This is a genomic window from uncultured Rummeliibacillus sp. (genome assembly GCF_934216135.1).
GTDB lineage: Bacteria > Bacillota > Bacilli > Bacillales_A > Planococcaceae > Rummeliibacillus.
This window is the reverse complement of record NZ_CAKQBI010000051.1, coordinates 1-12,875: the sequence shown is the minus strand read 5'-3', so window position 1 is coordinate 12,875 and position 12,875 is coordinate 1. Positions and strand designations below refer to the sequence as shown.

Genomic DNA, 12,875 nt, shown 5'->3' with positions numbered 1-12,875 from the left:
ATATATCAAGGATTATAGAAACCACGAACGCATATACTCTTCGTATGGATTCATGGTTTCATCCTCTTTCATATTTTTTCAGATTCCTTGATAAATAAGGTTTTTCCCTACTTTATTGTAAATGTACTTTCATATTATTTCATCTTTTTTCACTCTTTATGTGATTTTCTTTTTATTCTTTTATAAAATGGATTTTCTTTTTAATATTAAACTACCTAAATATTACGTTTTTAACGTGTATTTTACAGAGGTAAGGATTATAGAACGTATAAAAAAACTTCAAATTGTTAAAAATGGATGTAGACGGTGTCGAGAACCGTCTGCTCTTAACCATAACCCTCTTCGTTCGTGCGCTTGAATTCCCGTTCAAGCGTGCTTTTTTGGGTTTCATTAAAACAATAGTTGGGATGAAATAATTTTCTTTTAAAAGGGAAGTATAAAATCGAAGGATTTTAGGAGGTAGAAAAATGGATCAAGACATGAATTATGGCAATGATTATAAGTACATTCCCGTAACTTCTGTAGGAAACGGGATGGAGATTGAAATATTACCAGACTTGCTTTGTTACACTATCCAAGTTGTGAATATGTGTTTAGTTAGAAATTTGGATACAAATGATTTTGTATTAGTAGATGCAGGAATGCCTAATTCAGCAGATAAGATTATTTCATTTACCGAAAAATATTTTGGTGAAAATAATCGTCCAAATGCTATTATTTTAACTCATGGTCATTTTGATCATGTTGGTGCAGTTATTGATCTGGTTAAACATTGGGAAATACCTGTTTATGCTCATGAACTAGAAATTCCCTATCTAACAGGGAAAAGAAGTTACCCAGAACCGGACACAACTGTTGAGGGTGGAATGGTAGCAAAAATGTCATTCATATTTCCTAATGAGCCAATCAATTTGGGGGATAATGTAAAAAAGCTACCTTCTGATGGAACTATTCCTCATATGCCGGATTTTAAATGGATTCACACACCTGGGCATACTCCAGGGCATATCTCATTATTTCGAGAAAAAGATAGGACGCTAATAGCAGGCGATGCGTTTGTTACTGTTAAACAAGAGTATCTTTATAAAGTTTTTACTCAGCATCAAGAGATTAGTGGACCACCGAGATATCTTACTACTGATTGGAAAGCAGCTAAGGAATCCGTTATTAAAATACAAGCATTAAAACCTGTTGTTGCTGTTACTGGACACGGATTACCTATGTCTGGAAAATTGTTGACAAACAGCTTACAAAAACTTGTAAAAGATTTTGAACAGATTGCTATACCTGATTACGGTATATATGTAAATCCTAAAACCAATAATTGATGGATTTTTCAATACAGAACCCCTCTAGATAAAGAGGGGCATATCGGATTTTTAAAGATGGTACAATTTGCATTTGCACACACTAATTCAACATGCCTTTCATATTTTAATAATAAAAGAAAAATAGAGGGAGGCATTAGGTTGGCTAATAAAAATAATTATCCCAATGAATTTAATAATGAATCACCTGACATCCTTGCTGCCTGGCTAGCCTTTATTGGGTCACTACTCGCTACTATAGGAGATGGATTAACGACTGTAGCGAGTAATATTGCTTTACAACAGTTATTACAAAATGAAAATAATAACAGTCAAGGTAATCAAAATTCGAATAATCAAATATCAAATAATCAAGTAGATCAATCGAAACAAATCGAGAGTTTACAAAGGCAAGTAGATTACTTAACTAGGAAAATAGATAAAAGAAAATAGATAAAAGAAAATAGGCGCAATAAATGCATTATCACAAACATAAATTGCTGAAACCATGAGACCCCAAGCTAGTTTTATGGTTTCTTTTATTTTTTAGTTATCATTAAATAATTTCGTTTTCTTTTTTAATAACTGGTTCAATAGCTAATATTTGATCTATTAAAAAAGTACGTTGGGCATGTTTTTTATAACAATAGGCTCGGAATTTATCATCCCTTATCTCTAATATCCTCAAGCGCCTTTTTGTAATCTTCCCTAACTTTGACATGTATATAATAATTACTAATTGTTGACGCTCCAACGCTTTTTGTAATTTCTCCTTCAGCAACATATCCCCTTTTTTGCATATTAAATGTTTTTATGAAGTGAAATAATTATGACCGCCCTATTTTAATCCTTTTTCTTTCAAACATTTCTCTTGCTCCTTTGCCTTTTTGGTAACGATATAACTGTTCTTCCAAACACCATACCCAATAAGAATAAATGGTACAGCTGCCATCACCATATCTGTAAAACTATTTATCACTTTTGGCGTAAACCATTTAGGTGCTACACCTATCGAATCCAGAAATAAGTAAATCGTTGAGAGCAATCCACCAAAAAGTGCAATATATTGTTTTAATTTGTCCGCATTCATCTAAGTCTACCCTCCATTTTTTACTTGTCCCAAATCCTATAAATTGTCTTCTATTTATACTATTCACTTAATCTGGTTAAGATTCTTAATATCATTAAATGAAATCTAAATAAACAAACCCGTAAAAAAGTAATTCTTAATTACGGGTTTGCCTAGTTTTATACTGCACTTATCATGCATATATATTATATGTGTACCACCATTAGTACTTGTTTGTGTTTAGAAATTATTTTTTGAATCATGGAGGGATCTTACTTTGAAAAGACCAATCGGAATCACACTAATTAGTTATATATACATTTTCGGAATAGCGACTTTAATCGCTACGACATTTTTCTTTGATCAAATCGCCAGTAACATTGAATTTGTTGAAAAACTCGGTTTACCTAATTTCCCAGAAGAATTATTCCGAGTTGTTATCGCCATTGCAACTTTAATAACCATATATGGATATATGAATTTAAAACCTTGGGGATTTTGGTTAATGATTCTTTACTGTATTAGTTTCGGAGCTATAAGCTATCTTATAATACTTTCATATAATAAGCAGTTATTTATAGGGAACTTCGTATGGTCCTCTATTGTTTTAGTCTATTCTTTAGCGGTCCATAAAAAATTCTTTAACAAGAATGAAACAAGGAATATAAAATTTGCTCGATAACTATTTTATAAAATGATCTGTTTCAAGATAACTTTTGATAAAATGAATGCATTGCTCAACTTCACGAAAACATTCATGAAAAAGATCTGTTTGAAGTACTTCAAAAAATCGATTTGTTCTACGAATGCAGATGTTAGAATATGTAATTTCTTTTCCGATTTTCAAATTATGTATACCTTGAATAATAGATTCTAAATTTGCTTGTTTATCTGCGTATTCAAATAAATCTAATTGATTTTTCATAGTTAACATCTCCTTACCACATTATTATTCGATGTTTTTTGGTCAATTCCTTCCTTAAATAATATCGGGCTAATTTTCTAATATTTGAAATTAGACAAGTTCCGCAGTATCCCAACCTTTCATAAAGTATTTAGTGGGAGGGATATCTATTGGATTTTAATAACTGTGATCATCAAATGCAGTATTCTGTATTGAATGACCTAACAAAAGCAATGGATGGAGAACATGAAGCAATATGTTTTTACGAAATGCTTGCTAATATGGCACCTAAAGCAAGTATGAAAAAGAAAATCTTAGAAATAAGAGAAGATGAAATTCGCCATTTTCATATGTTCGAACATATTTATTTTTGTTTAACAGGATGTCAATATCATCCACAAACTCAGCCAACCTATCCGAAAAGCTTTCTACATGGCATTGATAAAGCATTCCACGATGAGCAAGAAACAGTGGATTTTTATCATTCTGTAGCTAGAAAAGTTCATGAGCCTTGGATTAGTTGTGCGTTTTCTGAAGCTGCATCTGATGAACAAAATCACGCTGTTTGGTTTTTATATTTCATGCAAGTTTGCAAAAACTAATTATAAAAAGAAGGATGACCTAAAGGCTTTTTAGAAAGCCTAGGTCATCCCTTTTTTACATAGCTAATTTTCCATATAGGGTCTTAAAGCATTAATCCATATAGCATAACCTTTCCCATTTAGGTGAAGGCCATCACTAGTATATTGGCTATCCATATGGTCGTCTTTCAAGAACTTGTCATGAATATCTATCATCAGAATCTTATGCTTGCTTGCTAATTTTTTTAAACCTGTATTTAGACTAACTACCTGTGAATTGTGGACACGATAACCGTATAATTCGTTGTTTACAGGTAATACAGATGTCATAATAATTTTAGTAGATGGGCTTTTTTCTTCGATTGTTGATAGAATTTTGTCATAGTTTTTTAGAGTTTGTTCTTCAGTAAATCCTTTTGATATATCATTTACGCCAATCATTAATACGATTCGCTTAGGTTTACCACTTGTAATGGTATCCAATCGCTTTAAAAGACCAAATGTAGTATCTCCACCAATCCCACGATTAAGAATTGGTGCAATCGGAAATTCTTCAGCCCATTCATTGTATAAAATCATGCTATCCCCCAGCATAACCGTGGATTCCCTTGTCACTGATAGTCTTTCGAACAATGTTTGACGTTGGTCATAGTGTGCTTGACGTAAAACAACCGACTCTTCATTTATTGACTTTTTATCCATCTTCGTTTTCATCACAGCAAGACTATTCGTTTGGACTATCACAGTAATTAACACAGCCATCAACAAAATATTGATAACAAATGATATTCTTAATCTTTTTTTCATAAAAATCACCTACAAGCAATCATTCCGTATATTTTGTAATCTATGACTCTATTTTATAATTTTTGGTTCCTTTAAGCGAATATTACCCTTTTTGAAATAAATATAAATGCCATTGACTGCGTTATATCTGTAACGAAAGTTTAAGGTTAGAATCTGTCCTTTATAAGCGAAATATACTCTAGAATTCCTTCAACAATTGCATTTCCTTGCATTTCTAATCTTTTCCTATCTCTAATCCTTTTTATATCAATCGTCGAGTCCATAAAACCACCTTCTATTAATATTGCTGGCATCGTTGTTTCCTTTAGTACAAAATAATTGGCTTCTTTAATACCTCGATCCTTTAGTGCCATGGCTTTTACAACTTTGGGATGAATACATTGAGCAGCTATAGTTGACTTCGGATTTTTACTTTTGGGCATCATGACAAATGTTTCTACACCTGTCCAAGTTCCCCATTTCCCTGTGTTTGCATTGTGGTGAATTGATATATATAGATCCGCTTGTTTAATATTGGCTAGTTTAACCCGTTCAATTAGACTTCTATCTTTCTCTCCCGTCGGATCATCAACTCGAATATATTTAATCCCATTTGCTTTACGTAAACGTTTTTCAATTGTTTGTACTACTTTGTTATTAAAATGCCATTCCTTTGCCCCATCGGGAGTTTGCTTTCCAGGTGTATATTTTCCATGTCCTGCATCGATAGCTATTAACCAATTCTTTTTCATGAATAATCCCTCCTCTATTAATCAAATAGAAGAGATTTTCAAAAAAAGGACATTTTATTTATTATCTTCATTCCATTCTAATAGTTCAATTCGATTGCCAAAAGGATCGAATATGTAGATTCTGTTTGCATTAGGAAGTTTGTCATCTTCTAGAAAATCAATTTTGTTATTTGAAAGATGTTTTTTCAATTGCTCAAGGTTATTTATTTCAAAAGCTGGATGTGCTTTTTTCGCAGGTGAAAAGGGTTCTTCAATTCCGATATGGATTTGAATATTTCCAGAAGCGAACCAAACTCCGCCATTTTTCTTCAATGTATCAGGTTTTTCAATTTCTTCAAAACCTAATATTCCTGAAAAAAATTGACGTGATACATTTTCACTACCTTTAGGAGCTGCCAATTGGATATGATCAATCGCTTTAAAATGGAATACCATCATCATCATCTCTCTTCCTATATTTAACTTTTATACTAATATCATATATCACCAGCTACATATAAATAAATTTAATTAAAATGATATTATTCTATAAATAATACTTATGTCTTTTAAACTATTCGAATACTTTAAATCACTTGTTAAAAGGCAGTAAAAAAACAAAGGCCACTCTTATAAAAAGAGCAACCTCTGTAATTATGAAATGGATTTGAATATGATTAAAATTACTTCTAATACAATTATCCTTTTCATTATTAGGTAAATGGTAGGTAATTGTTAGTGACTATATTGGTATTTAAACTGTTTAGCCTTAACTTTTCCACTTTTTAATTTAGTCTATAATATGCCTTAACTGATCTAATAATCGCCTAATCCGCAAAAAAATTATGACAATTCAATGGATATTTTATATCTTATTTTCGTTATGTGAATGGATTTAATAATTTTATTTCAACATTTTGGAGATAGTTGATGTAATATCATTTTGAATATTTTCAACGATATTAAAATCAGTAGCATCTATATATATTCTCCTCAATTTTTCATGTATTTCTTTTGCTTCAGCTAAATTGGCAGTTCCTTCATTCATCTTCTCACGATAACGAGAGGCAATATCGCTGATTTGTTTCTCATATATCTCATCAGTTGCTGGTGTAATCGCAATATGATAGAGATCGATAATTTCATCTCCTTCTCTACTTGGAAAATACTCATGAGGAGCTGTACTATCGAAAATTGCCATACCTAACTCACGGAAAATCAGCATATCTAAACTGTTTGGATCAAAACCACAATGGTAAATTTCTACGTCAAAGCCTTTGCTTTCTGCTGTTTCTGCTAATTTTTTTAAAAGTGTGGACTTACCAGAACCCGGTCTTCCCTTTAAAAAATAGCGTTTACGTAGTCCTTCTGTTAAATTGGGGACAAAGTCAATAGCACCTTTTGGAGTAGCTGCACCTAAAAAGCGATGACGAACGTTTGCCTCCTTGTTTAGCTCGATATCTTGAAAGAAACGGTCTTTTAATTCTTCTGTTAGACCATCCAATTTTTCGTAATCCATATTCGATATATAAATAGATTCCCATTCATCATGAATTGATAATGCTTCAGAAAATGCTTCATAAGCCTGTATATAATAGGTTTCTTTCTGCTCGATTAAATGTTTGATCTTATCCTTTTGAGATACTAATCGATTTTGATTCCACGCTATGCCAAGGTTCACATATTCCTCAACTACTCCAGCCACTTTAGGTTCTAGAATATGTGGAGCCGTACCATCTACAATTGCAATTTTTGCTGAAGATATAATGACACCGTCAAGTGAATCTGCATTTGAAGAACAGTGAATGTACTCTATGTCATATCCTTGTTCATTGAAAACTTTCGCTATGTTTTTCATCATAATGGATTTACCATTGCCTGGTCCACCTTTTAAGATGAATACCTTATCTAACTCAGAAAAGTTAATATCAAAAAGGCTGTAACTTCCTTTAGCGGTATTTCCATCTGCAAAGTAATGGTATTCTCTCCCTTTCACTCTCAATAATTCTCCTCTCAAATGAGATACGTTCTACATTGTTAGGGTATGCAAAATAAGAGATATAGGTGCGAGCCTACATAACATTGACATTATTAGGAAAGGTAAAAAAGGTTAAAAAAGCGCTATTCAACGATATTGAATAGCGTTTTTCTACCTTGATGGAGGTAACCTTATTTAATTGAAAGTCAATTTGGTCATGAGAACAACTCATTGTTTCACATAGGCTGACCAATGATTAAAGTTATTTTTGGTTACCGTTGTATTTTTTGATCTGTCAATTTTTGCTTTTGTTGTATTACCATTAAAATCTTCTAATGTTAACCATTTACCTTTTACATCAATATATTTTAATGGCAGATTGTTTTGGAATAATGCTGTTTTTTTATTTGTATTCATATTCCATTTATATACATTGGAATCATTTTGTAAAGTATAGTAAAAATTATTACTGTTGATATCAAAAGCTTGTGCGTTCATTAGAAACTCATAATTTTTGCTTTTAGCTGGATTTTTAGAACGATATTTCCAATAATGATCTTTTGCTAATTGTTGGTCACTGATTAAGAAATAATTTAAGCGATAACGATCACCACGATCAGGCATTGGGTCATTCCAAGTAATGTCTAGGTTGTACCATTTTCCGTTCACTTTTACCTTATTCCATGCATGGTTTGAATCTTTCACCTTGCCAGTTATATATTTTGTTTCAACGCCGGCTTCCGTTAAAATACGATAAGCCGCTAATGCGTAACCTTGACAGACTGCCTTATGATCAAACAGTACTGCATATGCAGAGTGACCACCATCAGTTGCATTTGAACTGTATTTAGTGTTTGAAGCTATATATTTATTTACAAAGTATACTTTTTCAAAGTCGGTCATATCTTTCAAATGATTTTCTTTCACAATACGTTTTACTTTATCGTTAATCTTATTCTCTTGTTCTGGTGTTGTAAGATAGTATGCTTCAACTTTTATATGCATCAAACCTAATTTGGAAGAGATATGATAAGAATAACCCGTCAAATTACCATAGCCATAATTTGCTGTCGAACTTAATTGCTCCATAATGTTTTTGAACATTTTATCGACTTCTTTAGATTTATATGCAGGAATTTTTGTAGGAATCGTAAACTCAAGGTTCACTTGATCTAAATTTTTTAAAACTTCTTGTTTAATGGCTGATTCAGTAGTGATTGCAGGAACATCATCATCAGCATATACATCATAATGTAAATAGCCAGCAGTACCAAGAGATATAGATAGTCCAAGTAAAATCGCAAGGAACCTTTTCATCTATTTTTCTCCTTTCCATCATATTATCTATGATAAAAACATGAAATTTAAGAGTGTTATAGTAATAACTATAAATGCAAATTGAGAAAACTAGACAAGTAATTTCTGGTACAATCTCCAACTAAACAAAAAGCCTAGACAATCATGTCTAAGCTCATAGATTTATATTATAGGTATTTATACTAAATATTTTATTCAAGTGCTTCCTTTTTTGATAAGGATTATTTTTAATTCTTTCAAAATTATGAAAATTGATGTATAATAGTGACAAATATTACAGAAGGGACGATGGGTGGACGATGATTCTATAATCTTATTTTTTATTTATTGGAATGCCAATATTTCAATTTCAAAAAATAGGATTAGTCTGCCCATTTTCTTTATATACACAAAGCTATTGTTTTTGAATAGCTCGTTTTAAATCGGCGCAAAATGACTAGTCCTTCCAAAAATTTTTGGGGGGATTTTTTATTCTCCCTTTGAAAAGAGGGATATACAATATGCAGGAACTTTTAAAACTACAAAATGTAAGCTTCGAATTTCAAGATCAAACTTTATTTGAAGATATAAATGCAACGATTCGAAGAGGTGAAATCATTGGTATCATTGGCAAAAATGGTGCTGGAAAATCTACATTATTACGTCTTATTCAAGGTAATTTAAAGCCTAGTAATGGGCAATTACATTATCCTCAAAAAAACATAACCACTTTCTATGTTAAACAAGAAGTAGCAACCTACCATTCCGAAAATGTAAATCCATTAGAGGCTACTCTTTTATCAAAATGGAATGTTCCAACAACTGATTTTAACTTTCTTAGTGGTGGTGAGAGGTTAAAAGCAAGACTTGCAGAAGGTTTATCAAAGGATGTCAATCTTCTATTACTAGATGAACCGACGAATCATTTAGATTTAAAAAGTACTGAGTTATTGATAAAGCTGATGAAAAATTATAAAGGTTCGATAATTGTTGTTTCTCATAACCGTTATTTTCTAGATAAAGTTGCTACAAAAATTTGGTCAATTGAAGACAAAAAGCTATTCGAACAATATGGAAATTATACTGATTACATCCAACATCGAGAACAAAGACGGCGCTCCCAGCAACTAGCGTTTGAAAAACAACAGAAAATGATAAAAAGGATTCAATCACAGATACATCAAATTTCAAATTGGTCTCAAATAGCTCATGGCCAATCAACGAAGCAAGATGGCTATAAAGAATACTATCGTGTAAAAGCAAAAGGAATGGATAAACAGGTAAAATCAAAAAGAAAGAGATTAGAGAATGAACTTGAGAAAGCAAAAGTAGAAAAAGTTTCCCCTGAATATACAGTTAAATTTTCCATTGACCACCATAAAAAGTTGGGAAAACGTTTTATAGAAGTTAAACATCTAGCAAAATCATTTGGAAGTCGAACATTATTTCGCGATGGCAATTTCACTATTCAACATGGTGAAAAAATAGCGATTATTGGGCCAAATGGCAGCGGAAAAACAACATTCCTGAAAATGATTATGGGTCTTGAAACTTCAGATGGTGACATATGGGTTTCTCCAAGTGCAGATATTGGATACTTGACTCAAGAGGTATTTGATTTACCCCTATCACAAACACCTGAACAATTATTTTATAAAGAAAACTTCGAAGAAAGAAGCAAAGTTCAAAACTTGATGAGACACCTAGGTTTTACCGCAGCACGATGGAAAGAACCCATCTCTAAAATGAGTATGGGTGAACGTGTCAAATGCAAATTAATGTCATATATTTTGGAAGATAAGGACGCCCTTATTTTGGATGAACCAACGAATCACCTAGACTTACCATCTCGAGAACAATTAGAGGAAACATTATCTGAATATACTGGTACATTACTTGTCGTATCACACGATCTCTACTTTTTAAAGAAAATCACTACGAGTAAGCTTGTTTTCTCAAATAAAATGATTCAAAAGCAACTTGAATCAGTATCAGAAAATGAAACAAAAAAGAACTCAACAGAATTACGATTAAAGCTAGAAAATGAACGCCAAGAAGTCTTAGGAAGATTAAGTTTTTTATCCGCTAATGACCCCGAATATATACATCTTGACCAGAAGTTCAATGAATTAACTAGACAAATTAATGAGCTAAAATAATGTTCTAGAAATAAGTAAAGCCTACTTCCATCAAATGGATAGTAGGCTTTTATATTTTTCTACTGTGATAATTTAGAAACTCACAAATAATTCAACACACACAAGTACATGGCCGCGCTTCCACCCAAAACAAACAAATGCCATATTGCGTGATTAAATGGAATTTTGTTATTTTGATAAAAATACGTTCCTACAGTATATAAAATTCCACCCGTTAGTAATACAATAGCTCCCACCCAAGATATCTTATTTACTAAAGGGCGATATGCGATGACAATAAGCCATCCCATTGCAATATATATGATTAACGATAATGCATTATATCGATAGATGAAAAAGTATTTAAAGATCATTCCTAAGATGGTTAAGCCCCATTCAATACCAAAAATAATCCAACCAAGCTTTCCTCCTATACCTAAGAGAGCAATAGGTGTGTATGTCCCAGCTATTAATACATAGATGGAAGCGTGATCTAATCTCGAGAAAACTTGTTTATATTTTGAAAATCCATGAAACAAGGTTGATGCCAAATATAATGCCATCATCGAAACACCGAAAACAATAAAACTTACCATATGTAATGCAGACCCAAGAACATTTGCCTTTACAATTAGTAATATGAGCGCTGGAATGGAAAGTATGAAACCTAAACCATGTGTAATAACATTCCAAAATTCTTCGTTTTTAAAATTAAAGCCTATAGTTTCACTTGATCTAGTTGTTGTTGGTTCATTCATAAACAATCCCTCCTAAAAGCTTTTATTCTTTATACAATAATTATGCTTTTTTTATGGGACCGATTGAATTACCAGATGTCATGTATAAAAGATTACAAATATCATATTGACCATTGTTTATGGGGTACTCCTACAATCCAGATAAAAAATAACTCAATGATGTAGACTTGTTTATATATATCCACTTTCAAGCTTCAGATATACTCTTTATTGACCAAAATCAGCATTTGTTATAAATTCAGTCTTATTTAGTTTCAGTATAGTTCGTAATCTATCACTTACTTCACTTAAATTTTGCCTATTAGGAATATAATAATACACTTTGTTTACCAGCTGATCTGTTCCCTCTATGTCAATTGAATTTATGGATAAGTTGTTTAGTTTTGTATATTGCTTTTGCAAAGCATATAAATCATTGAAAGTTAAGTCTGTTTCAATGTTTTTACCTAGTATGTCTGATAGTTGTCCTACTTTAAGGATTGTTCCTGTTTTTAAAACTTGCTCCACCGTTGCTTTCAAAAATTGTCTTTGTCTTTCTTCTCGAGAATACGTGACATTCTCTACTCGTTTTCTCATTCTAACAAAAGCTAATGCCTCTTCCCCAGATAAATGTGCTTCCCCTTTTTTGAAATGGATTTTTTTCTTATTATAAATATTTTCTTCCCAAAATCCTTTCTTAATATCGATAGTGACACCACCTAGAGCATCCACAACATCCCGAAACGCTTCAAAATTAATCGCTACAAAATGATCTATTGGAATATTCAATAATTTCTCTACAGTTTCTACCTGAAGTTTAGCTTCTCCGTATCCTGATAATTCCCCATAGGTGTAAGCAGAATTGATCCTATGTATACCTGAATATTCACCGGCATTTTCAATATTCACTCTTGTATCTCTTGGAATAGTGACCATATGAACTTTTTTGGTATTAGGATCTAATGTCATTACAATTTGAGTATCTGCCCTCCCATCCTTTTTCTTGCTAGAGTAATCTTCTATTCCCAATAACAATATCGATACTGGATCTTTACTAAATGTAACTTCTTCTTCTCTTAATTCGGATCGATTATTTTTTCTTTGTAGATCAACTTTTGAATCATCCATTGCGTTTTTCACTTTAAAAAAAGCAAATGATCCATAACTTATGGAAACTAACAGTAAAACTATTGATGTTGCAATAACCCATCTTAAGATCTTGTTCTTTTTGCTTTTCCGATTTTTTTTGCCCCTACTATTGTCCATTATTGTTCTCCTCGTATATTAGTAGTAAGAGCTCTTTCCGATAGAATTTCCAGTTGATCCGGACAACTGGTGATTCAATTGG

At 32.1% G+C, this 12,875-nt stretch carries 15 protein-coding genes; 5 read left to right on the top strand and 10 right to left on the bottom strand.

What is annotated here, in order from left to right:
- The first annotated feature begins 467 nt into the window (after nt 1–467).
- Nucleotides 468–1,328, top strand: a complete 861-nt coding sequence (locus Q0977_RS17225) for an MBL fold metallo-hydrolase (protein ID WP_299516138.1) — start codon at nt 468–470, stop codon at nt 1,326–1,328.
- Nucleotides 1,329–1,469: 141 nt separating this feature from the next.
- Nucleotides 1,470–1,760 (top strand): translation initiation factor 2, encoded by a 291-nt coding sequence (locus Q0977_RS17220; protein ID WP_299516136.1) that lies wholly within the window; start codon nt 1,470–1,472, stop codon nt 1,758–1,760.
- A gap of 103 nt (nt 1,761–1,863) precedes the next feature.
- On the opposite strand, the gene Q0977_RS17215 is transcribed toward Q0977_RS17220, so the two are convergent.
- Together Q0977_RS17215 and Q0977_RS17210 are read right to left on the bottom strand one after the other, a co-directional pair.
- Nucleotides 1,864–2,088 carry a transcriptional regulator gene (locus Q0977_RS17215; RefSeq protein WP_299516134.1) on the bottom strand — a complete coding sequence of 75 codons (225 nt, stop codon included), beginning with the start codon at nt 2,086–2,088 and terminating at the stop codon, nt 1,864–1,866.
- 57 nt (nt 2,089–2,145) lie between these two features.
- Complete coding sequence (locus tag Q0977_RS17210; protein WP_124218493.1) at nt 2,146–2,397, bottom strand: phage holin; 252 nt, start codon at nt 2,395–2,397, stop codon at nt 2,146–2,148.
- A 256-nt stretch (nt 2,398–2,653) separates the two neighbouring features.
- Between Q0977_RS17210 and Q0977_RS17205 the strand changes: the two genes are divergently transcribed.
- Nucleotides 2,654–3,058 (top strand): hypothetical protein, encoded by a 405-nt coding sequence (locus Q0977_RS17205; protein WP_299516131.1) that lies wholly within the window; start codon nt 2,654–2,656, stop codon nt 3,056–3,058.
- Here the strand turns inward: Q0977_RS17205 and Q0977_RS17200 are convergent, their stop codons facing one another.
- Nucleotides 3,059–3,301 (bottom strand): hypothetical protein, encoded by a 243-nt coding sequence (locus tag Q0977_RS17200; protein ID WP_124218491.1) that lies wholly within the window; start codon nt 3,299–3,301, stop codon nt 3,059–3,061.
- A gap of 149 nt (nt 3,302–3,450) precedes the next feature.
- Here Q0977_RS17200 and Q0977_RS17195 point away from each other — a divergent pair, with 149 nt between their 5' ends.
- On the top strand, nt 3,451–3,882 hold the full coding sequence (locus Q0977_RS17195; protein WP_367269492.1) for a ferritin-like domain-containing protein: 432 nt from the start codon (nt 3,451–3,453) through the stop codon (nt 3,880–3,882).
- Between the two features lie 63 nt (nt 3,883–3,945).
- Here Q0977_RS17195 and Q0977_RS17190 read toward each other — a convergent pair whose 3' ends face one another.
- The 5 genes from Q0977_RS17190 to Q0977_RS17170 all read right to left on the bottom strand — a co-directional run bounded on the left by Q0977_RS17190 (nt 3,946) and on the right by Q0977_RS17170 (nt 8,673).
- Nucleotides 3,946–4,668, bottom strand: coding sequence for a GDSL-type esterase/lipase family protein (locus Q0977_RS17190; RefSeq protein ID WP_299516128.1), 723 nt, complete (start codon nt 4,666–4,668; stop codon nt 3,946–3,948).
- A 146-nt stretch (nt 4,669–4,814) separates the two neighbouring features.
- Nucleotides 4,815–5,399: an N-acetylmuramoyl-L-alanine amidase gene (locus tag Q0977_RS17185; protein ID WP_299516126.1), complete on the bottom strand. Its 585-nt coding sequence runs from the start codon at nt 5,397–5,399 to the stop codon at nt 4,815–4,817.
- 54 nt (nt 5,400–5,453) lie between these two features.
- Entirely contained in the window at nt 5,454–5,834 is a 381-nt protein-coding gene (locus tag Q0977_RS17180; RefSeq protein ID WP_119417051.1) for a VOC family protein, read from the bottom strand.
- 448 nt (nt 5,835–6,282) lie between these two features.
- On the bottom strand, nt 6,283–7,374 hold the full coding sequence (locus tag Q0977_RS17175; protein ID WP_119417044.1) for a PRK06851 family protein: 1,092 nt from the start codon (nt 7,372–7,374) through the stop codon (nt 6,283–6,285).
- Nucleotides 7,375–7,584: 210 nt separating this feature from the next.
- Nucleotides 7,585–8,673, bottom strand: coding sequence for a transglutaminase domain-containing protein (locus Q0977_RS17170; RefSeq protein ID WP_119417045.1), 1,089 nt, complete (start codon nt 8,671–8,673; stop codon nt 7,585–7,587).
- A gap of 500 nt (nt 8,674–9,173) precedes the next feature.
- On the opposite strand from Q0977_RS17170, the gene abc-f reads away from it, so the two are divergent.
- A complete protein-coding gene (abc-f, locus tag Q0977_RS17165) occupies nt 9,174–10,811 on the top strand; it encodes a ribosomal protection-like ABC-F family protein (RefSeq protein ID WP_299516122.1) in 1,638 nt (545 codons plus the stop codon).
- 80 nt (nt 10,812–10,891) lie between these two features.
- Here abc-f and Q0977_RS17160 read toward each other — a convergent pair whose 3' ends face one another.
- Nucleotides 10,892–11,548, bottom strand: coding sequence for a hemolysin III family protein (locus Q0977_RS17160; RefSeq protein WP_299516120.1), 657 nt, complete (start codon nt 11,546–11,548; stop codon nt 10,892–10,894).
- Between the two features lie 207 nt (nt 11,549–11,755).
- A complete protein-coding gene (locus Q0977_RS17155; RefSeq protein ID WP_124218766.1) occupies nt 11,756–12,793 on the bottom strand; it encodes an LCP family protein in 1,038 nt (345 codons plus the stop codon).
- Nucleotides 12,794–12,875: the final 82 nt, after the last annotated feature.

Excerpts from the sequence above, each read along its gene's own strand:
- Q0977_RS17225 (WP_299516138.1), top strand. The coding sequence starts at position 468 with ATGGATCAAGACATGAATTATGGCAATGATTATAAGTACATTCCCGTA.
- Q0977_RS17210 (WP_124218493.1), bottom strand. The coding sequence starts at position 2,397 with ATGAATGCGGACAAATTAAAACAATATATTGCACTTTTTGGTGGATTG.
- Q0977_RS17200 (WP_124218491.1), bottom strand. The coding sequence starts at position 3,301 with ATGAAAAATCAATTAGATTTATTTGAATACGCAGATAAACAAGCAAAT.
- Q0977_RS17190 (WP_299516128.1), bottom strand. The coding sequence starts at position 4,668 with ATGAAAAAAAGATTAAGAATATCATTTGTTATCAATATTTTGTTGATG.
- Q0977_RS17185 (WP_299516126.1), bottom strand. The coding sequence starts at position 5,399 with ATGAAAAAGAATTGGTTAATAGCTATCGATGCAGGACATGGAAAATAT.
- Q0977_RS17180 (WP_119417051.1), bottom strand. The coding sequence starts at position 5,834 with ATGGTATTCCATTTTAAAGCGATTGATCATATCCAATTGGCAGCTCCT.
- Q0977_RS17170 (WP_119417045.1), bottom strand. The coding sequence starts at position 8,673 with ATGAAAAGGTTCCTTGCGATTTTACTTGGACTATCTATATCTCTTGGT.
- abc-f (WP_299516122.1), top strand. The coding sequence starts at position 9,174 with ATGCAGGAACTTTTAAAACTACAAAATGTAAGCTTCGAATTTCAAGAT.
- Q0977_RS17160 (WP_299516120.1), bottom strand. The coding sequence starts at position 11,548 with ATGAATGAACCAACAACAACTAGATCAAGTGAAACTATAGGCTTTAAT.
- Q0977_RS17155 (WP_124218766.1), bottom strand. The coding sequence starts at position 12,793 with ATGGACAATAGTAGGGGCAAAAAAAATCGGAAAAGCAAAAAGAACAAG.